The sequence below is a fragment of the Dactylosporangium aurantiacum genome (genome assembly GCF_000716715.1).
GTDB lineage: Bacteria > Actinomycetota > Actinomycetes > Mycobacteriales > Micromonosporaceae > Dactylosporangium > Dactylosporangium aurantiacum.
Window position 1 is genome coordinate 503,467 of record NZ_JNYJ01000001.1, and the last position, 25,298, is coordinate 528,764.

Consider the following 25,298-nt stretch of genomic DNA (forward strand, 5'->3'; position numbering starts at 1 on the left):
TCTGGTGCTTTGGTACGGCCGGTGCTCGTGCGGCCGGTCAGGGGCGGGAGCGGCGGTACACGGTGCCGACGCGGGGCTGGGGTGGCAACGGCCGCACCGCGGGGCGGGTGTGCGCGCCGCCCGGGTTGCGGGGCAGGCCGTCGAGGAGGTCGTCGAGGCGCTTCACCATCGGGTCGTCGACGTCGGCGGTGTAGTCCTCGGGGCGGGTCTGGTCGACGCCCGCCGGGACCTTCGCCAGCCGGAGGACCACCGTGCCGACCACCGTCACGAGCAGGTTCGCCAGGAGGGCGAGGAGGCCGACGTACACCATGACGCCGCCGCCGAACGAGTAGGTGGACCCGCCGAAGTGCGCCTTGACCACGACCCCGCCGGGGCCGAGCTGGGGGATGCGGTAGAGCAGGGCGACCGCGACGACCAGGCCGGTGACCAGGCCGGCGATGAGGGCGGCGCGGTGGAACCAGGCGGTCGTCAGGCCGAACAGCACCGCCGGGATCGTCTGCAGTATCACGGCGCCGCCGATGAGCTGCAGCTCCGCCGAGTACGCCGGGTCCAGCAGCAGGATCACCGCGACCGCGCCGAACTTCACCACCAGCGACGCCCACCGGCTGACCCGGGCCTCCTCGGCGGGGCCGGCGTCGGGGCGCAGGTACTGCCGGTAGATGGAGCGGGTGAACGCGTTCGCCGCCGCGATCGACATGACCGCGGCCGGGATGAGGGCGGCGACGCCGAGGGTGGCGTAGGCGATGCCCGCCGACCAGCCCGGCAGCAGGTTGTGGAACAGCTGCGGGGTCACGGTGTTGAGGTCCCGGCCGACCGGCACGACCCCGTTGGCGACGGCGAACAGCCCGAGCATCCCCATCAGGCCCAGGGCCAGGCAGTACACGGGCAGGGCGGCCGTGTTGCGCTGCACCGTCGAGCGGTCCCGGGCGGCGATGATCGCGATCACCGCGTGCGGGTACGCGAAGATGGACAGGGCCGAGCCGACCACCATCGTGAGGTAGCCGACCTGGCCGGCGTCGGTGAGCAGCAGCCCGTCCGCCGGCGACGGCGTGCGGGCGAAATGGTCGGCCGCCAGCCGGAACGTGGTGCCCCAGCCGCCGGACATCGCGACGATCAGGACACCCGACACGACGACCCACACGAGCAGGATGTCCTTGGCGATCGACAGCAGCGCCGGCGCGCGCAGCCCGGAGCGGAACGTGCTGACCGAGACGAGGCCGACGGCGACGAGCAGCGGCCACTCGCCGGCCACGCCGAGGGTCTTGAACACCGCCTGCAGCGACAGCAGCTGCACCGACACGTACGGCATCGTCGCCACGATCCCGGTGACGGCGACCAGCGCCGACAGCCCCGGCGAGCCGAAGCGCGCCCCGGCCATCTCACCCGGCGTCACGAACCCGTGCCGGTGCGACACCGACCAGGCGCGGGCCGACATGACGAACGCGATCGGGGTCGTCGCGATCGCGAACGGCACCGCGAAGAAGCCCAGCGCCCCGACGCCGTAGGTCAGGGCGGGCACGGCGACGAACGTGTAGGCGGTGTACATGCTGCCGCCCAGCAGGAACCAGGTGACCCAGCTGCCGAACGCCCGCCCGCCGACGCCCCACTCCTCCAGGCTGTGGATGCTCTGCGGCTGCCGCCACCGCGCCGCGGCGAAGCCGAGCACCATCATCACGCCCATGAGCAGCGCGAACACCGCGATCTCCACGTCCCGGTCGCTCATCGCCGCACCCCGATGTACACGATCGAGATGACCACGGTCGCCAGCCCCGCGCAGGCCAGCTGGTACCAGTAGAAGAACGGCACCCCGAACAGCTGCGGCTCGAGCCGGTTGTACAGGGGCACGGCCAACGGCGCGACGGTCGGGACCACCAGCAGCCAGTACAGGGGGCGGCGGCGCTGATCAGGCTCGGGCATCGCTTGATAACAGTGCGCGGTCAGCGGGATTGCAAAGACGAAAAGTCATCGACCCCATAGGCGCGCAGCATCGTCTCGAGCCGCCGCGCCGCCGGCGACAGGTGCTGCGGCTGGCTGACCACGCCGACCTGCACGCAGACCGGCGGGTCGAACCGGCGCAGGACCGCCCCGGCCGCCGCGGCCCGCCGCGCGTACCCGCCCGCGACGACCGCCCCGCCCCCGGCGAGCAGCAGCGGCACGACCGCCTCGCTGTGGCGGGTCCGGATGTCGCTGCCGTGGATGCGGTACCGCTCCTGCCGGCCGATCGGCTCGACCCGCACCGCGGGGTGCTCGACCGGCAGGTACGTGACCCCGAGCTCGCACCGCCCGTCGACCACGTGCCGCACCAGGTCGTCCTCGTCCCGTGGCCCGTGCACCCGGACCGGCACCCCCGGGTGCTGCCGCCGGAACGCCGCGATCGCCGGCGCCACGTCCACCGCGAGGGGGTCCAGCACCGCCACGTCGAGCCAGCCGGCGGCGAGCCCCACCACGCACCCGACCGCGGCCCGCGCGTCGGCCAGGTCGGTCAGCACCTTGCGCGCCGGGTCGAGCAGCGCCTTGCCCGCCGCCGTCAACGCCAGCGGCCGCTGCCGCCGGTCGAACAGCTCGACGGCCATCTCCCGTTCCAGGGCCCGGATCGACTGCGACAGCGACGGCTGCGCCACGTGCAACGCGGCCGCCGCCGCGGTGACGCTGCCGTGCTCGGCGACCGCCACGAAGTACTCCAGCCTGCGCAGGTCCACGCCGGTTCACCGCCCGCGCAGCGCGTGGTCGATGAACGCCCTGGCCGTGCCGGACAGCTCACCGGGGCGGTGGACCAGCCCGTACGGCAACCGCAACGCCGGCGCCACCCGCATGACCACCGCCCCCCGCGCGGCGGCCTCGTGGGCCGCGACGTCGGGCATGAACGCCGCCCCGACCCCCGCGATGACCAGGTCGGTGATGAGGTCACGCTGGCCGCTCTCGACGACGACCCGGGTCCTGACCCCGGCCGCGCGCAGCGCGGACTCGACGAGCAGCCGGGACGCGCTGCCCCGGGGCACCCCGATCAGCTCCACCCCCGCCAGGTCCGCCAGCCGCACAGCCTCAGCCTCCACGCCGGCGGCGGGCGGTGGGACGCGGGTGCCGCACGGCGGCGGGAACACGAGCACGAGGTCGTGCGCGCCGAGCTCCACCTCGCACAGTCCCAGCCGGGCCGCCGGCAGGTGGACCAGGCCGAGCGCGCTCACCCCGTCGCGGACCCTGGCCAGCAGCGCCTCGTCGGTGTCGCGGTCCAGGGTGACCGACACGCCCGGGCGCTCCCGCAGGAAGCCGCCGACCAGCCGGGCGCCCGGGTGCGCGCCGAGCGGCGCCGACGCCACGATCTCGAGGCTGTGCTGCTCGGGCCGCCCGCCGGCGGCCTCGCCGGCCATGGCGACGTCGCGGATCAGCACCCGGGCAGGTCCGAGGAACGCCCGCCCGGCCGCGGACAGCGTCACCCCGTGCGACGCGCGGTGGAACAGCGCCGTGCCGAGGTCGCGCTCCAGGGCCTTCACCGACTGCGACATGGTCGGCTGGGCGACGTTGAGCGCCGTCGCCGCCCTGCCGAACCCACCGTGCTCCACCACGGCGAGGAAGTACCTGATCTGCCGGGTGTCCACGGGTCATCCGTCTTTCAGCACGCCTCGTGCAGAAATCATGACGACAGTGTTACGTGCGTGTGCCGAACATGTCCAGAACCCTGCGCGCCGACGCGGTCCTGCCAGCGGCAGGAACCGCTACCAGCACGCCTCGCGCTGCGGCGTCCGGTCCGCGTCCGGCCGGCGGATCGTCGCGGTGATCGGTGGCAGCCGGTACTCCGCGTCGCTCACGTGCTCGCCCCATTCCGTGCCGGTGCCGTCCGGTCCGGTCTCGTGGGCCGACATCACCACCATGAACGTGTTCGGCGCGGCGCCGTGCCAATGCCACTCACCCGCCTCGACGACGACGGTGTCCCCGGCGCGCACCTCATGGATGGGTCCGCCCCGGCGCTGGACCCGGCCCACGCCGTGCAGGACGGTCAGGACCTGCCCGTACCGGCAACGGTGCCAGGCCGTCCGTGTGCCGGGGCTGAACTGCGCGTGGAACGTCTGCAGGCGGGAGGGCTCCAGACCGGTCACGTCCCGGTCGATCCACACGACACCGGAATAGCACTGCTGCGGGGCCTGCCGGCCTTGGCTCGGGGTACGGACGACTTGCATGGATCTTCCTCTCTGATGTGAACTCTGATGCGCGCCCCGCCCGGCACGGACGGCCTCGCCGCCCGGCCGGCGGGTCAGGCCTGGTAGTCGGCCCAGGACAGGTCCCATGCGGTCCAGCCGTCGCCGGGGTCCAGCGGCACCCCCGTGTTGCGCGTGACGACCGGGTCGCCGACGAGGGTCTGCTCGTACAGCCACTTCGCGTCAGCGGTCGAGACGTTGGTGCAGCCGTGGGAGACGTTGCGCCGGCCCTGGTCGCCGACCGACCACGGTGCGGCGTGGATGTACTGGCCGCCCCACGTCAGCCGCATGGCGTACTGCACCGCGACGGTGTACTCCGGGGTGCGGAACACTGTCGCGGCCTCCCGCGACATGATCACCGTCGTGCCGCTCGACGTGGGCGTGGACGGCTTGCCGAGACTCACCGGCATGGTCCGCACGAGCGCGTCGTTCTGGTAGACGTTCATCTGCTTCGTCGCGTTGTCGATGTCGATGGTCAGCTTCCGGCCGATCGTGACCGTCGCCGCGAAGTCCTCGTCGGCGTGGCCGTTGCCGATCCGTACGCCGTTGAGCGCCTTCCGCGCGGTGATCTTCGTACCCGGCTGCCAGTACCGCTCCGGCCGGTACATCACCTGCCGGCCGCCGAACCAGTGCCACGCGCCGGCCTGCGGCGGATCGCTCTTCACGAAGAGGCGCTGCTGCACGGCGGCGCGCGACTCCTGCGGGACGTCGGAGCCGAACTGCACGACGATCGGCATGCCGACGCCGTAGGTCCCGCCGTTGGTCAACATCAGGTCTGACGTGACGACCGGGCCGCTGGGCCTCGCCGCCGTGGTGAAGGCCGTCTCCCGGGTCACGGGCTTGTTGTCGGCGCCGACGGCGGTGACCTTCGCGGTGTAGGTCGTGCCGTAGCGCAGCGCGGCGGCCGGCACCCAGGAGGAGCCGTCGTCGCGGAACTCACCGGCGACCCGCTGGCCCGCCGCGTCCGTCAGGGCGACGTCGGTGATCTTCCCGTCGTTCACCCTCGTGCCGATCTCGGTGCTGATCGCCACCCCCGACTCGCCCGCCGCCGGGGTGAGGGCCAGTCCGACCGGTGGCGGCGGGGGAGCGCTCCACTTCACCGCCGTGGGCTTCTTCGAACTGTGACACCCCGACAGGCCCAACTGTGCCGCCACGGCGAGCGCGACCAGCGCCACCGCGGTCCGGCTGGGCCCCCTCATGTGCTGTGCCTGTGCCTGTGCATGGACATGGGGTCATCCTCATGTCCGTGGGGACGAGGCCGGGACGGTAAAGGGGGTGGCAATGCGAGGGACCTCGGGGCGCGCGGCGCGGTCCCTACATGACGGCGTCCACGATCTGCTGCGCGAGCCCTTCCCATTTCGCGTAGGCGTCCGGGAAGGCCGACCGTTGCACCGTTTGCGCCGCGACGGTGACGGCCAGCTGCTCCCAGCCTTCGACCCGGCTCAGGGCCGCGTAGAACCTGCGCGCGGACTCACGCGGATCCATCAGCTGGTCGACCGTCCCCCAGCTCGGTCGCTGCTGGAAGAGGCCGACCGAGTCGTAGTCGTACCCCACGCCCTCGTTCGGGCGCTGCAGCGACTGCGGCAGGTTCGGGTTCGCGAGGTTGCGCAGGTGGCTTTCCTGCAGGGCGGTGGCGATCCCCACGACGGCCGCCCGCCGCGGCAGGTTCAGCTGCCGGGCGACGTCGATGATGGCGACGGCGTTGTTCATCTCGGCCTGGGTCAGCCCGCCGACGGGCGCGGGCACGGACGGCGACGGCGACGCCGCTGGTTCGGCGGCCGGCGTCGGGGCGGCCGTCGTCGGCGTCGGGGCGGCCTTCGTCGACGGCGGCGTGACGGCGGCGTCGGCGGGTTTCCGGGCGCGGCCGCGTGAGGCCGGCCCGTCGGCCGCCGAGCGTCCGGCCTCGACGGCGAGCGCCGCGCTGTCCGCCGGTGCGGCGCCGGGTCCGGCCGACGACGACAGCGTCGTGGACAGGCCGATTCCCGTGACCGCGACGATGACCATGGCGTACCGGCGCAGCGCGGCGGGCACGGCCGCGTACGGCCGCGAACGGGATGCGTGCCGCCCGCGGGAGCAGCGACGCAGATGGCGGGGACCGCGCGCGCGTCCACCGCTGAGCGGCTGGTCATTGTCGGTGCCCGGGAGCATCCGGCGAGCCTAGGCGGCCCGGATCCTGGGCCGCCGCGGATGTACGGACCGGGCCGGCCGGACATCGGGGGTGCCGCACACCGCCAGGGTGTCCGGTCGTGCGGTGCACCGCGGCACGGCGCACGGCACCGGCAGGCGACCCGCGCGCCCGCAGGGTGCATCCGGGCGTTCGCCGCACCGGCGGCCCGCCCGGTAGCCGCGCAGCGCGGCGGTGCCGGTGCCGTTCCCGCCGCCCGGTAGGGTCCCCCCATCCGCCCGGCCTGCCGTCACCCACCTCGGATGACACCGCGGCGGATCCGCTGAGTCGCGTCCGCGCGAGCCGGGGAACCGAGCACCACCGGGGTGAATCCGCGGGGCCTGCGCCTCGCGGTAGGGCGATCTTCCCGCCCGAACCCGTCAGCTAACCCGGTAGGCGGCACCGGAAGGAGCACTCCGTGCAGCCACTGACCCGGCACCACCCGTGTCGCGGCACCTCGACCCGCGTCCCGGCCCGGTAGCCACCGGACCTCACCACGCCCGTCGGCGGCCGGCATGCAGGCCCGCCGTCCGGATCACGTCCGACACCGGCAACAGCCGCCGTCATCGAGCACGTCTGTCGAGGTTCCCGTGCGCTACCTGTACAAATCCAGGCACCACAGTGCCGTCCCGTCGCGTTTCCGCGCGGTGCCGATCGCGGCCGCCGCGGCGGTCCTCGCGGTGACGGTGGCCGTCGGCGTGGCCGTGCACGCCTCAGTCCCCGCACTGCTGGCCGACGCGCAGTCGTTGGCTTCCGCGGAGCCGGCCCGGTCCGGCGCCGGCCCGGCCGCGCGTGAGCGGCACCGGACGCAGGCGGCGCCTGACGCCGCGGCCACCCCGTCGAAGGCCGCCGCCGGTGCGGCGCCGTCCACGACCGCCGCGCCCGCCGCCCCGCCCGCCGCCACGGCCAGCGCCACCGCCCCGGCCGCCCCGGCCGCGAAGGAGCTCGCGTACCGGTTCGCCTGGCAGGAGAACTACTACTTCTGCGGCCCGGCGGCGACCCGGATCGCACTGACCGCGCGGTCGTTGTACCCGTCGCAGTCCGAGGTCGCCCAGAGCCTGCGCACCACCGTCAACGGCACCGACTCCGCCGACGACACCACGCGGTCGCTCAACGCGTACACGAAGAGCTCCTTCTACAAGTCGCACTACATCACCGGTCAGTCGGCCACGCAGGCGGAGATCGACCGGATGCAGTCCGACATCGTCAACGCGATCACCAACGGCTACGCCGTGGTCGCCAACATCGCCGGCTCCACCGTGGACGACAAGGGCGGCGCGCACTCGTACCCGGGCGGCCACTACCTCACGGTGGTGGGGTACAGCAACGGCGGCAGGACGGTGAAGATCGCCGATCCCGCCGACGCCCTGGGTGTCGGGCACTACACGCTGACAACGGCCAAACTCGCGCACTGGACCGCCCTGCGCGGATACTCCGCCTGACGCGCCGCGGTCAGCGGCCCAGTGCCCGCCGCGTGCTGGGCGGCCGGAACTCCATGACCGGCATGCCCCGCAGGGCGCCCGCCATGGTCCGCGCGACGGCGGCGTTGACCGCGCCGGCGATCCCGCTGCCCACGTGGTCGTTCGGGCTGTCCGGGTTCACCGCGATGCCGGCCGCCGCGATCTGCGGGGTGAAGCCGGCGAACGTCTCGGTCGAGTTGTGTTCGGAGCTGCCGGTCTTGCCGGCGACCGGGCGGCCGCCCAGGATGCCGGACACGTTCTCGGCCGTGCCGCCGTCGCATTTGTTGTACGCCGAGGACCGGCCGACCGGGCACCGCGCCGCGTCGGTCGCGGCGGCCGCCACGTCGGCGTTGACCGCCTGCCGGCATTTCGGCATGGCGGCGTCGACCGGTTTGCCGTCGTTGTCGGTGATCGACACCACCGGCAGCGGCTGGCAGTACACGCCACCGGCGGCGATCGAGGCGTAGGCGTTGGCGAGGTCGAGCGGTGTGGTCGAGGCGACGCCGAGGGTGAAGGATCCCCACTGGTCGGCCTTGGCCGCCATCGCCGTGTCCGCGCCGGAGCGGAAGGTGATACCGAGCCGTTGCGCCATCTCGACCACGCGGCGCGCGCCGACCTGCTGTTCGAGCCAGACGAAGTAGGTGTTGACCGACCGGCCGAAGCCGTTCCACATCGTGCGGTCCCCGTCCATCCAGCTCGGGGAGTCGTTCGCCGGGCACCACCGACCGCCGCAGCTGCCCGGGCCGCTGGCGGGCCACTGGCTCGCCAGCCGGCTCGGTGCCTTGAACTTCGTGTTCAACGGCATGCCCGCGTCGAGCGCGGCGAGCATCGTGAACATCTTGAACGTCGAGCCCGCCTGGTACCCGGCGACGCCACCGCCGCCCGCGACGAGCTGGTTGACGGTGTTCGGGTACCGCGGATGCTGCGGCGGATTGGGATCCAGGCTGTAGTGGCGGTTGACGGCCAGCGCGAGGACCCGGCCGCTGCCCGGGGTGACGACGGCCAGCGGCATCGACCGGGCGCTGCCGTAGCCGTAGACGCTCAGGGACTGGTTGAGCGCGAGCGCCTGGATCCCCGGGTCGAGCGAGGTGACCACCGTGTAGCCGCCGGTGCGCAGCGTCTCGTCGCGGTCGGCGGGCGTGGCGCCGAACTCCGGCTGGCTGCCCCACCACTGGCGGAAGTAGTCGCAGAAGAAGCCCCAGTCGTTGTGTGCCGGTGCGACGGACACGCAGTTGTTGGGCAGGCCGCGCGGGTTGAGCTTCAGGTCCTGTGCCTGCGCCGCGGCGGCGTCGGCGGCGCTGATCACGCCCATCTTCGTCATCGCGTCGAGCGTGTAGGCGCGCCGCCGCAGGGCCGCGTCGCGGTCGCCGCTGATCGGGTTGTCGCCGTCCGGTGACTGCAGCAGCCCGGCGAGCAGCGCCGCTTCCGGCAGGGTCAGGTCCAGGGCCGACTTGCCGAAGTACGTCTGGCTGGCGGCGTAGACGCCGTAGGCGCCGGCGCCGAAGTAGGCGATGTTCAGGTACCCCTGCAGGATGTCCTGTTTGCTCAGGTGCTGTTCCAGCTTCGTCGCGTAGCGCATCTCGCGCACCTTGCGGGCGGGCGTGTCGGCGACCGCGTCGACCCGCTGCTGCGGCGACAGGCTCGGGTCGTTCTTCAGCACGTTGCGGACGTACTGCATCGTCAGCGTCGAGGCGCCCTGCTGGGCGCCGCCGCGACCGTTGGACACCAGCGCGCGCAGCACGCTCTTGCCGTCGACGCCGCGGTGCTGGTAGAAGCGGGTGTCCTCGGCCGCGACGACGGCCTGCTGGAGCACCGGTGCGATCTGCGCCAGCGGCACGTCCCTGCGGTTCTCGTCGTAGAACGTGGTGATGAGCGTCCTGCCGTCGTTGGCGTAGACGTAGGTGGCCTGGGGCGGCGGTGGCAGCGCCAGGTCCGAGGGGAGGTTCCGCCAGACGTCCCGGCCGGCGTTCACCGTGGAGCCGCCGATGAGGGCGAGCGGCAGGACGCCGACGGCCACGACCAGGCCTGAGATGACGCCGCACAGCAGGAGCCGGCCGAGGCCCCGCAACCAGCGCGATGCGCGCCCCGGCGCCTCGACTGCCGCATCTTCGGCGCCGTCGCTGTGCTCGGACCGGCTTCGGGCGCGGACGAGGCGCATTGACTTCTCCCCATCAGACAACGGGTGGTTCGCTTGCCGCCGATCCGAGAAGGACCGATGTGACCGGCGCGCCGTTACCCGGGCCCTGCGGGGCCAAACGGCGGAGGGCACCGGCCGCCCGGATCGTCACCCCGGGAACGGGCTAGCCCGCCCGCGAGCCGGCGATCCCCTGGTGGCGAGGGATTGGATGACGGCCCGGCAATCGGATGTCCGGCTCCGGCGAGCTCTGTTCGGCTGGAGGGCGCGGCGCACGGTGGCCGTGCGCATGAGGGCTCCGCCCGCACCGGCGGCAGCTCGACGGCGCCGGCCCACCAGCGACCGCCGACAGGGCGGTCTGCGACCCGGCACCGCTGCCACGCGAGGCGACCGAAGGGAAACGACGCCGTGTGCGGCTTCCTGATGTACGTGGGGGACTTCCCCGTCTCCCCAGAGACCCTTGGACGGGTGGAACGGCAACTGGAGTTGCTCGACCACCGCGGCCCCGACGACATGGCCCTGGAACGGGCCGGACAATGCGTGGCGGCCGGCTTCAAACGGCTCGCCATCATCGACGTGCCCGGCAGCCGGCAGCCGTTGCGGTACCCGCCGAGCGGGCCGGACGCGGGCCGGTGGACGTTGGTCTTCAACGGCGAGATCTACAACTTCGAGGCGCTGCGCGAGGAACTGATCCGCGTTCACGGCGCGCAGTTCGCCACCGACGGCGACAGCGAGGTGGTCGCCGCCGCCTACCACTACTGGGGCGAGGCGGCGCTCGAGCGGTTCCGCGGCATGTTCGCGTTCGCGATCTGGGACGAGGCCACGGAGACGGTGCACGCGGCGCGGGACCAGTTCGGCATCAAACCGCTGTACTACCTGCCCACGCCCGACGGGCTGTGGCTGTCGAGCGAGAAGCCGCCGCTGCTCGGGATCGCCGACGGTGAGCTCAACCCGACCGCGCTGTCGCTCTACCTGACGATGCAGTACGTGCCGGAGCCGTACACCCTGCACCGGCAGATCGCGCGGCTGCCCAGCGGCGGGCTGCTCACCCGGGCGCTCGGCCGCGCGCCGGTGGTCCGGCGGCACGGCAGGCCCACGTTCCGGCCGGACCCGACGGTCTCGGAGGCGTCCATCGTGGACGAGCTGCGCGACGCGCTGCGGGAGAGCGTGCGATGCCATCTGCGCGCGGACGTCCCGGTCGGCGCGTTCCTGTCCAGTGGGATCGACTCGACCGCCATCGTCGCGCTCGCCGCCGAGGTCCACCCCCACCTGCGCGCCTTCACCGTCGGCTTCGACACCCCCACCGCGATCTCCGAGATCGAGGTGGCCGAGCGCTCGGCCCGGCACCTCGGCGTCGACCTGGTGCCCGCCATCGTCAAGGCGGAGCAGGTGATGGAGGCGCTGCCACGCATCGTCTGGCACCTGGGCGATCCGGTCGCCGACCCGTCGATCGTGCCGCTGTACTTTCTGGCGCAGACGGCGGCCGAACACGTCACGGTGGTGCTGTCGGGCGAGGGCGCGGACGAGCTCGCCGGCGGCTACACCATCTACCGGGAGCCGCGTTCCCTCAAGCCGGTGAGCCGCCTCGGCAAGCCCATCCAGCGCGCCCTGCGTGCCGTGGCCCGGGCGGTCCCCGAAGGCGTCAAGGGCCGAAGCTACCTGCTGCGGGCCACGACACCGATCGAGACGCGGTACTTCGGCAACGCCCGCGTCCTCGATGACGAGCAGAAGGCACGGATCCTTCTCGGCGGCGAGCCGGGAGTGGGCCACCCGCACGTGACCGCGGCGCTCTACGCCGAGGCGGTCGACCTCGACGACGTCACCACCATGCAGCACATCGACGTCAACACGTGGCTGACCGGCGACATCCTGACCAAGGCCGACCGCATGTCGATGGCGCACTCGCTGGAGCTGCGGGTGCCGTTCCTGGACAAGGGCGTGTTCGAGGTCCTGTCGCGGCTGCCCGACCGGCTGAAGGTGCCGGCCCGAAGCCGGACCACCAAGTACGCGCTGCGCCGGGCACTGGCGGGCATCGTGCCGGACTTCATCACCGACCGCCCGAAGCTCGCCTTCCCGACGCCGACCCCGCGCTGGCTGCGCACGGAGCTGGCGGAGTGGGCCCACCACGTGCTGTCCACGTCGGGAGCCGGGCACCTCATCGACCTCGACTACGCGCACGAGCTGCTGCAGCAGCACGAACGCGGCGACGCCGACAATGCCCGGAAGCTGTGGATCCTGCTGACGTTCTGCCTGTGGCACAGCATCTTCGTCGACGGCTCGATCGTGCCGGTGCCGCCCGAGCGACGCCCTCGTCCCGTGGTCGCCGGCTGACACCCGCCACCGTCCATCACCGTGACAACGTGCGCTCGCTCGGGTGCGCCTGTTCGGGTGCGCCTGTTCGGGTGCGCCTGTTCGGGTGCGCCTGTTCGGGTGCGCCTGTTCGGGTGCGCCTGTTCGGGTGTGCGCGTCGACGCGTTGCTTGACCGTGCGCGTGCCGCCGGCGCCTGGTGACCGCGGGTCGCCGGGGAACGCTCCTCCTGGCGGCCGCCTCCCGCACGCCGTGGAACCGGACGTGAACGGCACAGTCCCAGTGGCTGCGGGTCCCTGGCGGGCTGGCGGTGTCACCGCGCATCGAGCCACTGTCGAATTCCGCTCGGTGCGCTGGTCCACGGCCCGCCCGGCCCGCCCTGCCGCTGGACGGCCTGTAGACGGCCCACCGGCCCGCCGGCTGGACCTGCCCGTGGACCGTTCGCTGGTCCGCCCGCTGGTCCGCCCGCTGGTCCGCCCGCTGGTCCGCCCGCTGGTCCGCCCGCTGGTCCGCCCGCTGGTCCGCCCGCCGTCCGCCCGCTGGTCCAGCCCGTGGACCTCGCCGGTCCGCCCGCCGTCCGCCCGCTGGTCCCGCCCGTGGACCTCGCCGGTCCGCGGGCTGGGCCTGCCCGTGGACCGGCCACGGGCCCCGCCCGGCCAGACCTCCCGCGGTCGATCAGATGCCGTCCGCGGGAGAGCCGGGCGCGGCCCCGCCGATCGCGGCGGCTACGGCTCGCCGAGGGCGTCGAGGACCTGCTGGCCGAACTTGGCGAGCTTGTTCTCCCCGACACCGCTGATCGTCGACAGCTGCGCGAGCGTCGTCGGCGCCTGCGTGGCGATCTGCCGCAGCGTCGCGTCGTGGAAGATCACATACGCCGGGACACCCTGCTCCTTCGCCGTCGCCGAACGCCACGCGCGGAGTCGCTCGAACATCGGTGCCGCCTGTGCCGGCAGGTCCGCCGCCGCGGCCGCGCCGCGCTGCTTGAGGACCTTCGCCGCCGACACCGGCCGCTCCGGCTCGCGGCGCAGCATCACCTGCCGCCGCCGGCCGAGAACCTCCGCGCTGCCGTCGGTGAGCACCAGCGTGCCGTAGTCGCCCTCGACCGCGAGCAGCCCCTGCGCGAGCAGCTGCCGCACCACCGCCCGCCACTCGGCCTCCCGCAGGTCGGCGCCGATCCCGAACACCGTCAGCTCGTCGTGGTGCCACTGCACGACCTTGTCGGTCTTCTTCCCCAGCAGGATGTCGATGCACTGCCCCGCGCCGAACTTCTGGTTGCGCTCCTTCTGCAGCCGGAACACCGTCGACAGCAGCTTCTGCGCCGCCACGGTGCCGTCCCAGGACTCCGGCGGGCTCAGGCACGTGTCGCAGTTGCCGCACGGACCGCTCTGCTGTCCGAAGTATGCCAGCAGCTGCACCCGCCGGCACTCCACCGTCTCGCACAGCGCCAGCATCGCGTCGAGGTGCCGCCCGAGATTCCGCCGGTGCGCGGCGTCACCCTCGGACTGGTCGATCATCTTGCGCTGCTGGACCACGTCCTGCAGCCCGTAGGCCAACCACGCGTTGGACGGCAGGCCGTCCCGCCCGGCCCGGCCCGTCTCCTGGTAGTAGCCCTCCACCGACTTCGGCAGGTCCAGGTGCGCGACGAAGCGCACGTCGGGCTTGTCGATGCCCATCCCGAACGCGATCGTCGCGACCATGACGAGGCCGTCCTCCCGCAGGAACCGCGCCTGGTTGTGCGCCCGGACCTGCGCGTCGAGCCCCGCGTGATAGGGCAGCGCGGGCACGCCGTTGTCCTTGAGGAACTCCGCGGTCTTCTCCACGCTGGAGCGTGACAGGCAGTAGACGATGCCGGCGTCGCCGCGGTGCTCGGTGCGCAGCAGCTCCAGCAGCTGCCGCCGCGGCTCCTGCTTCGGCACGATCCGATACTGGATGTTGGGCCGGTCGAAGCTCGACACGAAGTGCCGCGCCTCGGTCAGCCCCAGCCGGGTGGCGATCTCCTTGTGGGTGGCCGCCGTCGCGGTCGCCGTCAGCGCGATCCGCGGCACGTCCGGCCACCGCTCGTGCAACATCGACAGGTTGAGATAGTCGGGCCTGAAGTCGTGGCCCCATTGCGACACGCAGTGCGCCTCGTCGATCGCGAACAGCCCGATCCGTCCCCGCTCCAGCAGGCGCATCGTCTGCGGGGACGCGAGCGCCTCCGGCGCGAGATACAGCAGGTCGAGCTCGCCGCCGACGAACGCCGCCTCGGCCGCGCGCCGGCTGTCGAAGTCGAGCGTCGAGTTGACGAACCCGGCCCGCACACCGAGCGCCGTCAGTGCGTCGACCTGGTCCTGCATCAGCGCGATCAGCGGCGAGATCACCACCGCGGTGCCCTCGCGGACCAGCGCCGGGATCTGGTAGCACAGCGACTTGCCGCCGCCGGTCGGCATCAGCACCAGCGCGTCGCCACCGCCGATGACGTGCTCGATGATCTCCTGTTGGCTGCCCCGGAACGTGTCATAGCCGAACACCCGGCGCAGGACCTCGATCGCCGGCCCGGCCGTCTCAACACCAACGCTGTCCACGCGGCGATTCTACGAGCGGTGACCGACAAGAACCGCCGCCGTGACGTTCGGTGAATGAACCGGCTACTGGCTGAACACGATCGGGCGTACCTCGACGGCGTTCCACTTCGTGTCGGGAATCATCGCGGCGAGCTGCACCGCCCGCTCCTTCGACTCGCACTCGACCAGGTAGAAGCCGGCGAGGAACTCCTTGGCCTCCACGTACGGCCCGTCGGTCACCGTCTGCGCACCGGCCCTGACCCGGACCACCGCGCTCTCCTTCGGATCGGCCAGCGCGTGGGTGCTCACCATCTCGCCCGATTCGGTGATCGTCGTGATGAACCGCTCGTGCCCGGCCATCACCTCGTCCACGTCGGCCTGCGTCAGCGTCGTCCAGACGTCCGGATTCATGTGGATCAGCAGCAGGTACTTCACGGCAGGCCGCTCCTTCTGTGTCGGTGGGTCTTCTCGGTGACAGGTCGGCGCCGGCGGACGCCGCTCGACACGCGCCCCTGACGCGGTGTGTCACGGGGCCGCGGCCGGCTCAGGCGACCTTGACCGCGGCGGGCAGCGGCAGCGACCCGGTCAACTTGGTCAACGCCGCGGCAGCCTTCGCGAACTGGGTGCCGTTCGGATGCACCGACAGCACCGCCACGACGTACCGGTCGCCGTCACCGACCGTGCCCGTGGTGTGCAGGACCTCGCCGCTCATGTCCGGCTGGTTGGGCGCGGCGGCGTCCACGAACCGTCCCGGCCCACCACCGCGGGGCAGGGACGCGTCGGTCACGCATGGCGTCGCCGGATCATCGCCGAACCCGGACCAGCCCTGCTTCGCCGACCACGGTTTCCGGAACGAGCTCGGGATGCCGAACGACTGGTCGTACCGGTCCGTTCCGCACTTCGTCGACTGGTGCAGGTCGCCCATGATGACGTCGCGTACCGGCGCCGGCGCCTCGTCGAGGATGTATCGGTACACCCGTACCAGGTCACCCGCGCTCACGGCGGTGTACCCCCAGTAGCCGGGCTGGCTCGCCGGTGGAGGCGCGGTGTCCTGCAGCCCCAGCCGCTGCACCATCCGGGTCACGATGTCCCGCTGCCCGCGTGCCTTCCACAGCCCGGTCGCGGCAGTGTCGTCGCTGCTGCGCAGCATGATGTCGAGCTTCGGCCGGTCCGCCGCCGGTGCCGTGTAGGACGGGCCCCGGTCCCAGAAGTAGTCCAACGCGATCAGCAGCTTCACCAGCGACGCCGACCTGAACCGCCAGCTGGCCTTCTGCGCTACCACGAATGTCCCCTGCCGCCGGTCGAAGATCACGATCCCGGCCGTGACCCCGGCCGGCACGGCGACCGTCGCCGCAACCGACGGTGAGGGGCCGGCCGCCGGGGAAGACGCGGAGGGTCCCGGCGAAGGGCTGCCGACGGTGCCGCCGCCCGATGGGGAGGGCCGGGCGGCCTCTGCGGTGCCGTGGTCCTGGGACCCACACCCGGTCAGGACCAGTGCGGTGAGGCATGCGACCACGGCGCTGAGCACGAACCGCGCCGGCACGGTGGCGGGCGCTGCCGCACGCTGCGTGATCAGGGTCGAAGGCATGGCCCATCCTCACGCTCCACCTGCTTGATCACAAAACCCGGGCGGTATTTGGCGTGAGTCGGCCGGGGCGGGAGCGTTCGCCGAGGCCAGAGGGGGCCCGGCGTGCGCCACCATGGCGGGGTGGAGGACCGGGGGCGTCCGTGGTGGGCCGCTCTCGTCCTGGCGGTCCCGGTGGCGTTGCTCCTCGCCGGGTTGTGGAAGGCGATCGCGCTGTTCGTCGCCGTGTGTGCCGGCGTGGTTACGCCGATGCTGGCCGGGCAGTGGTGGAGCCGCCACCGGCAGCGGGTGGCGCATGCGAGCGGGGCGCAGGTGTGGGCCGGGCACCTGGCGCTGGACAGCGCCGTCGTGCTGTGGGACGTCGGGGTCGGCGCGGCCTTCCTGTTCGGCGCGGGTGTACCGGTGCGCCTCACGCCGCGGCCGCTCGGGCTCCTGGTCGAGCGGCGCCGGTCACGACTGCACCAGGTCGTGGCCCGGCACCGGGCGGTGCGGGCGTCGACGCGGCCCACGTCCGGCCACGCGGCGGTGCGGGGCGCCGCCGGTCACGGTCGGGGCGGCGAGCCGGAAGGCGGTCCGGGTCGGGCGCCGGTCCTCGTCTCGTGGACGGACATCGCGACGGTGCGGCGGGCCGGACCGACCCGGGTCACCGGCTGGGGCCGGGTCGGCGTGCTGCCGTTCGACGTCATCGAGGTGCTGCTGCACGGAGGCGGGGTGCTGCCGTTCGCCACGCCGGACGCCTCCGGGCTCGCCGACCTGGTCGCGCTGCGGACCGCCACCGCACCCGGATCGACGGACCCAACGACCGGGTGATCGACCAGAGACGCTGAGTGGTTGAGTTGCGCCGGTTTCTGACGCTTCCGTACGGTGGTCTCCCATGGCAGAACTGATCGAGGTCGGTGTCTGGTTCGAGGCCCGGCCGATCACCGTTGAGCAGGGCGTCGACCGGTTCGAGGCGCTGCGCCGCGGTGACGCGGGCTGGGCCGCGGCGGACCCGGGGATCGAGCGGTTCCATCGCGAGGTGCTCGCCGGGATCGACGCCGCGTGGTGGGCCGGACCGGTCGTCGCGGCGGACACGCACGTGCTGCTCAGCCTCCAGCCGGACACACCGGGAGCGCTGCTGCACCTGGTGCACAAGCTCGCCGACGACTGCGAGCTGCTCTGCTTCCAGCGGCCCGGCCGGCACCAGCCCGCCGCGCTGTGGCAGCCACGCCGGCTGCTGAGCGTACCGGTGCCGCGGCTGGCGACCGAGGACGGCTCGCTCGCACACCATCCAACCGGCGAGGACATCCGGGATTTCCTCGGCAGGCTCGACGCCGCCAACCCGTCGGCGGTGCTGTGGCGCGTCGACGGCTCGTCGATCCGTGTTTCGTTCGTGCCCGAGCAGCGTCGCTGGCGGGTGGAGACCGTGGTCGGCGACGAGCGGGACGAGTCGGTGCAGGACGACCTGGCCGGCGTGGCGGAGCGGTTCGAGGCGTTCGCCCACTCGTGACGCACGCCGGCCGTCCCCCGCTACCCGGGCCGGGCGCGGGTCAGCCGGCCCCGTCGCCAGTGGTCTGCCCGTGGTGCCGGCTCCGGACGGTGAGCTGGGCGCGGTGGTGCGCCGGGTACACCACCTCGTCCAGCATCGCCGCCGCGAGGTCGGCGTAGGTCGTCGTGCCGTCCACGAGGCGGCGGTCGTCGAACACCTCGTAGGCGCCGCTGCCCGGCTCGTCGACGAGCCGCATCGTCGGGGTGAACAGCACCCAGTCGACCGGCCCGGCCTCCAGCGCGGCCAGCTCCGCCATACGGCCCAGCGAGAACGGGCGGTACTCGGCGGGGAAGTCGGCGCCCTCGTACACCTTCCCGCCGTCCGGACCTTCGAGCGTCGTGGCCAGCCCCACGACCAGCAACCGGCCGACCCCGGCGCGGGCCAGGCCGTCGAGCAGCGACCGGGTGCCGTCGCCGTACAGCCGCGCCGGGTCGACGTCCGCGGTGTAGACGGCGCTCACCGCCACGTCGTGGCCGGCGGCGACGGCCGCGACCGACGCCGCGTCCGTCACGTCACCGGCGACCGCACCCGCCACGTCCCCGTGCCGCCCCGGGTCCCGCACGACCGGCGTCACCCGCAACCCCCGCTCACGCGCCCCGGCCACGATCCGCCGACCGGCCCGTCCACCCGCTCCGAACACCACCACAGCAGTCATGCCGGGCACCGTAGAGCCCGAGACGTCGGTAACTGCAAGGTAACCGGGGCGTGCGCTACGTTCGGCTGCGTGAGCGAACCACTGCCGCGCGACCTGTTCGACCCCGCGTGCCCGTCGAACGCCACACCGTTCCAGATCGGCGACAAGTGGGCCGGGATGGTGCTGGTCTGCCTCCGCGACGGGCCGCGCCGCTTCACCGAGCTGCGGGTGCCGATGCACCGCGTCTCCGCGAAGGTCCTCACCGAGACGCTGCGCGCCCTCGAACGCGACGGCATGGTCACCCGCACCGTCCACGACGAGGTCCCGCCCCGCGTCGAGTACGCGCTCACCCCGCTGGGCCGGACACTGTTCCCCGCCATGGACGCCTGCCGTGCCTGGGCCGCCGAACACCTCGGCGCGGTCCTCGACGCCCGCGACGACTACGCGCGACGGAGTGCCTGATGTTCCACCGGTACGTGGCGATCGGCGACAGCACCACCGAGGGCATGGACGATCCCGACGGCGCCGGCGGCTACCGCGGCTGGGCGGACCGGTTCGCCGCGCACGTCGCCCACGCGCAGCCCGGTCAGCCGCTCGAGTACGCGAACCTCGCCATCCGCGGCCGCACCACCGCCCGGATCCGCGCCGAGCAGCTGCAGCCGGCCGTCGACCTGGCCCCGGACCTCGCCACCGTCGTCGCCGGCATGAACGACATCCTGCGCGGCTCGTTCGACGTCGCCGCCGTCGCCGGTGACCTCCTCGCCATGCAGCGGGCCCTGATCGCGCAGGGTGCGACGGTACTGACGTTCACGCTGCCCGACCCGGTGCCCGTGATGCCGATCGCGAAGCCACTGCGCGGCCGGGTCGTCGCCCTCAACGCCGCGATCCGCAAGGCGTGCGCGGACAGCGGCGCGGTACTTCTGGACCTCGGCGCGTACCCGGTCGCGTCCGACCCGCGGCTGTGGAGCGACGACCGCCTGCACGCCAACAGCGCCGGCCACGAACGCATCGCCGCCGCGCTCGCCCACGCCGTCGGCCTGCCCGGCACCGACGACACGTGGACGCTGCCGCTACCGGCCGCCCCGGTCCGCCGCCGGCACGAGGTGCTGCGCGCGGAGCTGGCGTGGGTCCGCCGGCACCTCCTGCCGTGGCTCGGCCGTCACGTCCGCGGCCGGTCGTCGGGCGACGACCGGTCCCCGAAACGTCCCGTCCCGTTGCCGGTCTCCGGTGCCTGAACGGCGGCGCGCCGCCGTCAGGGGACGAGGATCACCTTGCCCCGGACGTGGCCGGACTGGCTCAGGTCGTGGGCCGCGGCCGCGTCCGCGAACGGGAAGACCCGCTCGACCGGCATGGTGAAGCGGCCCTGGTGGTACAGGTCGGCGGCCTCCCGCAGCGTGTCCCAGGCGCGACCCTCCGAGCCGTCGGTGACGCGGGCCCCGAGCTTCGGCGCGTCGAAGTCGACGAGGCTGACCACGTTCGCGGGGACGCCGGTCAGCGTGATCAGGTCGGCGACGGCGCCGCGCCCCGCGGTGTCGAGGGCGAGGTCGACGCCCTGCGGCGCAACGGCGCGGACCCGGTCGACGAGGCCTTCGCCGTACGTGACGGGCACGGCGCCGAGCGAGCGCAGGAACTCGTGGTTGCGCTCGCTCGCGGTGCCGATGACCGTCGCGCCGCGGGCGACCGCGAGCTGCGTCGCGGCGATGCCGACACCACCGGCGGCGCCGTTGACGACGATCGTCTGACCCTTGTCGAGGCCGAGCAGCGTGAGCGACCGGCCGGCCGCCTCGACGACGCCGGGCAGGCCGGCCGCCTCCTCGAACGACATCCCGGCCGGCTTGGCCACCCAGAACTTCAGCACCGCGAACTCGGCGGCCCCACCACCGGCCGCCACCCCGAACACCTCCTCGCCGACCTTCGGCGCCACGCCCTCGCCGGCGCCGGCCGCGGCGGGCCCGACGGCGTCGACCACGCCCGAGACGTCACCGTGCGGGATCACCGGCAGCCGGGTCGGGGTCGTATCACCGAACGCGCCGCTGCGGACCTTCCAGTCGAACGGGTTGATCCCGACGGCCCGCACCCGCACCCGGACCTGCCCCGGCCCCGGCTGCGGCTCGTCGACGTCGACGACGTGCAGGACGCTCGACGGGCCGTACTCGGAATACTGCAGCGCTTTCACGTGAGCCACCTCCGATGGTGAACGAAACAGAGCCGACCGAACCGACCGGGCGAAGCGGCTGACTCCGAGCCACTCCCGAACCGAACGGCGAGCAAATCCGGCGCGCCGACCCGCTACCCCGGCACACCGACCCGGAACAGGCGCACCGACCCATAATCCCAACGCGCCACCCGGGCGTCGCATGCCGGGCGGGAAGTGACGGCCGCCCGGGATCGCGCCGGGTCTGCCGTCGAGGCCGGCCGCCATCCCGAACGACGCGAGCAGATCGACGTGTGCGTGCCCGCGTGATGCCCACGGCCCGGCAGGGCGCGCTCTTGCACTGTGCGGACCTGCACGTGGCCGACTGCGCCGACCTTCCCACGCACCTACCCCGGGCCGCTACCGGATGGGTGAAGTCGCCGACGCCCGCCCGACCCCAGACACGATCACCAGCCAGTCGCGGTCGGGGACGTCGCGGCCGCCACACGCGCCGCCCCGGCCCAGGCGTGCCGCCCGACGGGCAGCATCGACCCGCAAGCCCACCCCGTGCGCCCGGCAGCGCGCATGTGCCCGGCAGCGCCGATGCGCCCGGCGTTGCCCATGTGCCCGGCCGCGCCGATGCCGCGCCCGGCTGCGCCCCATGCCGGCGCGGCGTTGCCCATGCCGGCGCGGCGTTGCCCATGCCGGCCCGGCGTTGCCCATGCGGCGCCCGGCAGCCACCATCGGCCCGGGACAGGGCTCCCCAGCGGTCAGGTGTTGAGCGGCCGGCGGGCGACCAGCAGCACGTGCGTGTCAGGCCATGGCAGCGGCGTGCCGTCCTCCGCCGACAGCCGCGCGACCGGGTCGAGCCGGTGCTCGACGATCCAGTCGTTGCGCCACGCGTGGGAGGCGTCGTCGATCTCGAAGCCGATGTCGGTCAGCAGCGCCTTCCAGTCGGCGAACTCCAGGCCGCAGAACTGCTCGTGCGCCTCCGACAGCCAGTTGTCGGGATAGTCCTTGTGGGTGAGGAACTCCATCGCGTCGCCCAGGGCGATGTCGACGGTGCCGTCGGGCAGGGCGTCGAACGGCAGCGGGAAGTGGAAGTCGGCGGCGAACCGGTCCAGCCGCGCGCGGGCCGGTAACCCGTCGACGAGGGCGGCGATCTCCTCCCGCGACAGCCCGGTCAGGTCCGCCGGCGGTCCGGCCGGGGCGGCGCCCTGCAACGCGAGCCGCACCCGCCGGCCGCGGTTGTCGGGGCCGCACACGTCGGAGTTGAGCCAGACGCCGCCGGGCACCGTGTGGTCGTAGATGGCCTGGGCGAAGCGGCGCAGCGAGTCCATCCGCTGCCCGTAGGACCAGATCTCGTGCGTCAGCGCGAACGTCAGCGTCGTGTCGACCGACCGCGGCGGGAACACGGCGCCGCCGAGCACGTTGCGGCAGTAGAAGTAGACGTTGGGGTTGGTGAACCAGCCCTGCGCCTTGCGGTGCACGCACTCCTCGAACAGGTGCCGGGCGACCTCGACCCCGATCAGGTCGCTCTCCCGCAGCGCCGGCTCCCGGTCGGCGAGGGCGAGGACCGCACCGGCGCCGCAGCCGACGTCGACGATCCGCCCGGGCCGCACGTGCCGGCGCACCAGGTCCCACTTGCGCTCGGCGCTCGCCTCGAACGCCTCGGCGTAGGTGCGGTAGTCGCGGGTCGTGGTGAGCCCGCCCTCCTCGCCGACGACGGGGTCGTTGACCACCTGCGCGACCTGCTCCTCGAGCCGGTAACGGTCGTAGACGTCGAGGCTCGCCGGGTGCGCCAGGTCCCGCCACGCCGGGTCGCCGGCGGCGAGCCGCAGCAGCACGTCCCACGGCCGGTCGGGGACCGGGTCGTGCTCGGCCTCCACACCGGCGATCTCGAACCCGAGCTCGGCATACATCGCCGCGACCTCGGGCGTGGAGCACGCCAGGATCGTGTCGTGCGGGGTCAGCGTCTGCCCGAGGACCGACTCGACGCTCTTGAGGGTGACCTCGGCGAACCGGTCGGTGTGCGCGGTGTCGAACACCGGCACGACCAGCGACCGCAGCCCTTCCTGGACGCTGAACCGTTCGATCGCCGCCTGCCGCCGGTCGTAGCCGACGGGGTTGCGTTTCGTGTTCTGATGGTTGGCGCTCGTCACCGCCCACACGACGGTGCGCCGGCCCTCGCCGGCGAGCCCGCGCAGGTAGTCCGCCTGGAACCTGGTCAGCAGGTGGTGGCGGCCGGGGAAGAGGACGAAGCGCTCCACCGCTCAGCCCTCGGCGGGCGCCGGCCCGGCCTGCTGCACGACCTCGAACTCGAGCAGGCTGGACCCGGAAGCGACCGGCTTGGCCCGCTCACCGGAGTGCGCCTCCATCGCGGGCCCCTTCGCCCACGCCTGGAAATCCTCCTCGGACTCCCACTTGGTGTAGACGAAGTAGCGGGTCTCGCCGGCCACGGGGCGCAGCAGCTCGAACCCCAGGAACCCCTTCGACCCCTCCACGGCACCGTGCCTGGCACCGAACCGGCGCTCCAGCTCGGGGCCGGCGCCCTCGGGGACCTCGATCGCGTTGATCTTCACAACCGCCATGCCCCAACCCTAGCGGTCACCTACGACAGTTCCGCCCCGCCGCGGATGAGCGTGATGGGGGTGCGCGCGGTGGGGGTACAGCTGCCGCGGACAGGACCGCAATGCGCTGGGACGCCGCCGGTGGCGGGTGCGAGAATCGCCGCGTGACCGATGTGCTTGATGATCTGCAGTGGCGGGGCTTGATCGCCCTCTCGACGGACCTCGACGAGTTGCGCGCCGAGATGGCGAAGGGACCGCTGACGTATTACTGCGGTTTCGACCCGACGGCGCCGAGCCTGCACATCGGCAACTTCCTGCAGATCATGACGGTGCGGCGGCTGCAACTGGCCGGGCACCGGCCGCTGGCGCTGGTCGGCGGCGCGACCGGCCTGATCGGCGACCCCCGCCCGACCGCCGAGCGCCAGCTCAACTCGGCGGACACGGTGGCCGAGTGGGTCGAGCGGATCCGTGCGCAGATCGAGCCGTTCCTCGACTTCACCGGCGACAACGCGGCCCGGATGGTCAACAACCTGGACTGGACCGCACCGATGTCGGCGATCGACTTTTTGCGCGACATCGGCAAGCACTTCAGGGTCAACAAGATGCTGACCAAGGATGCGGTGAGCGCGCGCCTCAACTCCGACGCGGGCATCAGCTACACCGAGTTCAGCTACCAGATCCTGCAGGGAATGGATTTCCTGGAGTTGTTCCGCCGGTACGGGTGCCGCCTGCAGACCGGAGGCAGTGACCAGTGGGGCAACCTGACCGCCGGCACCGACCTGATCCGACGGGTCGCGGGGGAGTCCGTGCACCTGCTGGCCACGCCGCTGCTGGTCAACAGCGCGGGGGAGAAGCTCGGCAAGTCCACCGGCGGCGGCAGCCTGTGGATGGACGCGACCATGACCTCGCCGTACTCGCTGTACCAGTACTTCGTGAACCTCGAGGACGACCTGGTCGGAGGGCTGTTGCGGAAGCTGACGTTCCTGTCCAGGGAGGAGATCGAGGCCCTGGAGAAGGAGACGGCGGAGCGGCCCGCGGCCCGGATCGGGCAGCGCCGGCTCGCTGAGGAGATCACCCGGATCGTGCACGGTGCGCACGAGACCGAGCAGGTGATCGCGGCGTCGCAGGCGCTCTTCGGCCGTGGCGAGCTGGCGGCGCTGTCCGCGTCGACACTGCGCGCCGCGTTGTCGGAAGCAGGTCTGGTACGCGCGGCGCCCGGCACCTCCGTCGCCGACCTGTTCATCGCGGCGGGACTCGTCAGCAGCCGCAACGAGGCCCGGCGCACGGTCGCGGAGGGCGGCGCGTACGTGAACAACGAGCGGGTCAGCGACGCGGAGGAGAGCATCGCCGCGGAGCGTGCCCTCGCCGGCGGCCTGCTGGTGCTCCGCAAGGGCAAGCGCACCTTCGCGGGGGTCGAGCTCAGCGCGATTTGACTCTGTCGCCGCCATCCACGTAGCTTTTGCGAGCGCCACGGGGCACCTGCCCGGTGGCGCTCTGCGCGACCAGGCTTCACGGCCTCCACCAAGCGAGTGATCGATTTGGTGGAGATCGGGAAGGCGGGTAACGTAGATGGTCGGCAGGGAAACGGACGGCATCCGCCGGACGTCCTGCCAAGCAGCCAAACGACCAGAGACCGGGTGACCGGCCGAAGGTCATGCCCTCGAGGCGGGCAGCAGCAAGTCGACAGCGTCGATTTGGATGCGGGCCGCGGAGCGGGTAAGGTTTACAGCCGGCAGGGACACGGACGAGGCACGCGGGTCGCAACAACGAGCCGCAGCGGACGTCCTGCCAAACCATACGACACTCGACCGGGGTACCGGAAGAGTCCTCGTGTGTCCGTGAAACGGGACAAAGTACGGCGAGCCGGACTTGACACCGCAAAGCGGAGCAGCTAGACTTAAGAGGGACAAAATGCCCCGGGTGAGCGGAACTGGCAACAGTGATGCTCAGCGGTGTGTGTTGGTTGTTTGAGAACTCAACAGGGTGCTTGTTAAGCCAGTGCCAATTGATTGACCCCGTGACACGCTTGTCGTGTCCGAGGATTC

22 protein-coding genes and 1 riboswitch are annotated in these 25,298 nt (G+C 72.7%); of the genes, 7 read left to right on the forward strand and 15 right to left on the reverse strand.

The features are described 5' to 3' along the window. Positions 1-37 precede the first annotated feature (37 nt). From OP18_RS02300 to OP18_RS02330, 7 genes are all read right to left on the reverse strand, one after another. Positions 38-1,723: a sodium:solute symporter family protein gene (locus OP18_RS02300; protein ID WP_063745404.1), complete on the reverse strand. Its 1,686-nt coding sequence runs from the start codon at positions 1,721-1,723 to the stop codon at positions 38-40. After that, a complete protein-coding gene (locus tag OP18_RS02305; RefSeq protein ID WP_033356891.1) occupies positions 1,720-1,917 on the reverse strand; it encodes a DUF3311 domain-containing protein in 198 nt (65 codons plus the stop codon). The genes OP18_RS02300 and OP18_RS02305 overlap by 4 nt, the downstream gene beginning before the upstream one ends. A 20-nt stretch (positions 1,918-1,937) precedes the next feature. After that, a complete protein-coding gene (locus OP18_RS02310) occupies positions 1,938-2,699 on the reverse strand; it encodes a LysR family transcriptional regulator (RefSeq protein ID WP_033356892.1) in 762 nt (253 codons plus the stop codon). 6 nt (positions 2,700-2,705) lie between these two features. Next, positions 2,706-3,596 (reverse strand): LysR family transcriptional regulator, encoded by an 891-nt coding sequence (locus OP18_RS02315; protein ID WP_033356893.1) that lies wholly within the window; start codon positions 3,594-3,596, stop codon positions 2,706-2,708. Between the two features lie 117 nt (positions 3,597-3,713). Then, complete coding sequence (locus OP18_RS02320; protein WP_081970176.1) at positions 3,714-4,175, reverse strand: cupin domain-containing protein; 462 nt, start codon at positions 4,173-4,175, stop codon at positions 3,714-3,716. Between the two features lie 74 nt (positions 4,176-4,249). Next, positions 4,250-5,392 (reverse strand): L,D-transpeptidase, encoded by a 1,143-nt coding sequence (locus OP18_RS02325; protein WP_081970178.1) that lies wholly within the window; start codon positions 5,390-5,392, stop codon positions 4,250-4,252. A 115-nt stretch (positions 5,393-5,507) separates the two neighbouring features. Further along, complete coding sequence (locus OP18_RS02330; RefSeq protein ID WP_052386086.1) at positions 5,508-6,224, reverse strand: hypothetical protein; 717 nt, start codon at positions 6,222-6,224, stop codon at positions 5,508-5,510. Positions 6,225-6,628: 404 nt separating this feature from the next. After that, a riboswitch (cyclic di-AMP (ydaO/yuaA leader) is annotated at positions 6,629-6,771 on the forward strand. A gap of 176 nt (positions 6,772-6,947) precedes the next feature. On the opposite strand from OP18_RS02330, the gene OP18_RS02335 reads away from it, so the two are divergent. Continuing rightward, on the forward strand, positions 6,948-7,799 hold the full coding sequence (locus tag OP18_RS02335) for a C39 family peptidase (RefSeq protein WP_033356894.1): 852 nt from the start codon (positions 6,948-6,950) through the stop codon (positions 7,797-7,799). A gap of 10 nt (positions 7,800-7,809) precedes the next feature. On the opposite strand, the gene OP18_RS02340 is transcribed toward OP18_RS02335, so the two are convergent. Next, entirely contained in the window at positions 7,810-9,975 is a 2,166-nt protein-coding gene (locus OP18_RS02340; RefSeq protein ID WP_081970179.1) for a transglycosylase domain-containing protein, read from the reverse strand. A 399-nt stretch (positions 9,976-10,374) separates the two neighbouring features. Here OP18_RS02340 and asnB point away from each other — a divergent pair, with 399 nt between their 5' ends. Further along, positions 10,375-12,282, forward strand: a complete 1,908-nt coding sequence (gene asnB / locus OP18_RS02345) for an asparagine synthase (glutamine-hydrolyzing) (protein ID WP_052386109.1) — start codon at positions 10,375-10,377, stop codon at positions 12,280-12,282. 702 nt (positions 12,283-12,984) lie between these two features. Here asnB and recQ read toward each other — a convergent pair. The 3 genes from recQ to OP18_RS02360 all read right to left on the reverse strand — a co-directional run bounded on the left by recQ (position 12,985) and on the right by OP18_RS02360 (position 16,390). Beyond that, complete coding sequence (recQ, locus tag OP18_RS02350) at positions 12,985-14,823, reverse strand: DNA helicase RecQ (RefSeq protein WP_033356895.1); 1,839 nt, start codon at positions 14,821-14,823, stop codon at positions 12,985-12,987. A 63-nt stretch (positions 14,824-14,886) separates the two neighbouring features. After that, entirely contained in the window at positions 14,887-15,237 is a 351-nt protein-coding gene (locus OP18_RS02355; RefSeq protein WP_033356896.1) for a YciI family protein, read from the reverse strand. A gap of 109 nt (positions 15,238-15,346) precedes the next feature. After that, positions 15,347-16,390 (reverse strand): hypothetical protein, encoded by a 1,044-nt coding sequence (locus OP18_RS02360; protein WP_052386087.1) that lies wholly within the window; start codon positions 16,388-16,390, stop codon positions 15,347-15,349. 120 nt (positions 16,391-16,510) lie between these two features. Between OP18_RS02360 and OP18_RS02365 the strand changes: the two genes are divergently transcribed. Continuing rightward, a complete protein-coding gene (locus OP18_RS02365) occupies positions 16,511-17,197 on the forward strand; it encodes a hypothetical protein (protein ID WP_156089238.1) in 687 nt (228 codons plus the stop codon). A gap of 64 nt (positions 17,198-17,261) precedes the next feature. Then, a complete protein-coding gene (locus OP18_RS02370) occupies positions 17,262-17,876 on the forward strand; it encodes a hypothetical protein (protein ID WP_033356898.1) in 615 nt (204 codons plus the stop codon). A 40-nt stretch (positions 17,877-17,916) separates the two neighbouring features. On the opposite strand, the gene OP18_RS02375 is transcribed toward OP18_RS02370, so the two are convergent. Continuing rightward, positions 17,917-18,570, reverse strand: a complete 654-nt coding sequence (locus OP18_RS02375; RefSeq protein WP_052386088.1) for an NAD(P)-dependent oxidoreductase — start codon at positions 18,568-18,570, stop codon at positions 17,917-17,919. A 69-nt stretch (positions 18,571-18,639) separates the two neighbouring features. Between OP18_RS02375 and OP18_RS02380 the strand changes: the two genes are divergently transcribed. Together OP18_RS02380 and OP18_RS02385 are read left to right on the forward strand one after the other, a co-directional pair. Then, positions 18,640-19,011, forward strand: coding sequence for a winged helix-turn-helix transcriptional regulator (locus OP18_RS02380; protein WP_033356899.1), 372 nt, complete (start codon positions 18,640-18,642; stop codon positions 19,009-19,011). Further along, positions 19,011-19,784: an SGNH/GDSL hydrolase family protein gene (locus OP18_RS02385; RefSeq protein ID WP_033356900.1), complete on the forward strand. Its 774-nt coding sequence runs from the start codon at positions 19,011-19,013 to the stop codon at positions 19,782-19,784. Before OP18_RS02380 ends, OP18_RS02385 begins: the two co-directional genes overlap by 1 nt. A 17-nt stretch (positions 19,785-19,801) precedes the next feature. Here OP18_RS02385 and OP18_RS02390 read toward each other — a convergent pair whose 3' ends face one another. From OP18_RS02390 to OP18_RS02400, 3 genes are all read right to left on the reverse strand, one after another. Beyond that, complete coding sequence (locus OP18_RS02390) at positions 19,802-20,725, reverse strand: NADP-dependent oxidoreductase (RefSeq protein ID WP_033356901.1); 924 nt, start codon at positions 20,723-20,725, stop codon at positions 19,802-19,804. Between the two features lie 728 nt (positions 20,726-21,453). Further along, positions 21,454-22,953, reverse strand: a complete 1,500-nt coding sequence (locus OP18_RS02395) for a class I SAM-dependent methyltransferase (RefSeq protein ID WP_033356902.1) — start codon at positions 22,951-22,953, stop codon at positions 21,454-21,456. Positions 22,954-22,956: 3 nt separating this feature from the next. Beyond that, a complete protein-coding gene (locus OP18_RS02400; RefSeq protein ID WP_033356903.1) occupies positions 22,957-23,274 on the reverse strand; it encodes an antibiotic biosynthesis monooxygenase family protein in 318 nt (105 codons plus the stop codon). 143 nt (positions 23,275-23,417) lie between these two features. On the opposite strand from OP18_RS02400, the gene tyrS reads away from it, so the two are divergent. Next, positions 23,418-24,686 (forward strand): tyrosine--tRNA ligase, encoded by a 1,269-nt coding sequence (tyrS, locus tag OP18_RS02405; RefSeq protein WP_033357050.1) that lies wholly within the window; start codon positions 23,418-23,420, stop codon positions 24,684-24,686. The last annotated feature ends 612 nt before the right edge of the window (positions 24,687-25,298 follow it).

Excerpts from the sequence above, each read along its gene's own strand:
- OP18_RS02300 (WP_063745404.1), bottom strand. The coding sequence starts at position 1,723 with ATGAGCGACCGGGACGTGGAGATCGCGGTGTTCGCGCTGCTCATGGGC.
- OP18_RS02305 (WP_033356891.1), bottom strand. The coding sequence starts at position 1,917 with ATGCCCGAGCCTGATCAGCGCCGCCGCCCCCTGTACTGGCTGCTGGTG.
- OP18_RS02320 (WP_081970176.1), bottom strand. The coding sequence starts at position 4,175 with ATGCAAGTCGTCCGTACCCCGAGCCAAGGCCGGCAGGCCCCGCAGCAG.
- OP18_RS02325 (WP_081970178.1), bottom strand. The coding sequence starts at position 5,392 with ATGAGGGGGCCCAGCCGGACCGCGGTGGCGCTGGTCGCGCTCGCCGTG.
- OP18_RS02340 (WP_081970179.1), bottom strand. The coding sequence starts at position 9,975 with ATGCGCCTCGTCCGCGCCCGAAGCCGGTCCGAGCACAGCGACGGCGCC.
- asnB (WP_052386109.1), top strand. The coding sequence starts at position 10,375 with ATGTACGTGGGGGACTTCCCCGTCTCCCCAGAGACCCTTGGACGGGTG.
- OP18_RS02360 (WP_052386087.1), bottom strand. The coding sequence starts at position 16,390 with ATGCCTTCGACCCTGATCACGCAGCGTGCGGCAGCGCCCGCCACCGTG.
- OP18_RS02370 (WP_033356898.1), top strand. The coding sequence starts at position 17,262 with ATGGCAGAACTGATCGAGGTCGGTGTCTGGTTCGAGGCCCGGCCGATC.
- OP18_RS02375 (WP_052386088.1), bottom strand. The coding sequence starts at position 18,570 with ATGACTGCTGTGGTGGTGTTCGGAGCGGGTGGACGGGCCGGTCGGCGG.
- OP18_RS02385 (WP_033356900.1), top strand. The coding sequence starts at position 19,011 with ATGTTCCACCGGTACGTGGCGATCGGCGACAGCACCACCGAGGGCATG.
- OP18_RS02400 (WP_033356903.1), bottom strand. The coding sequence starts at position 23,274 with ATGGCGGTTGTGAAGATCAACGCGATCGAGGTCCCCGAGGGCGCCGGC.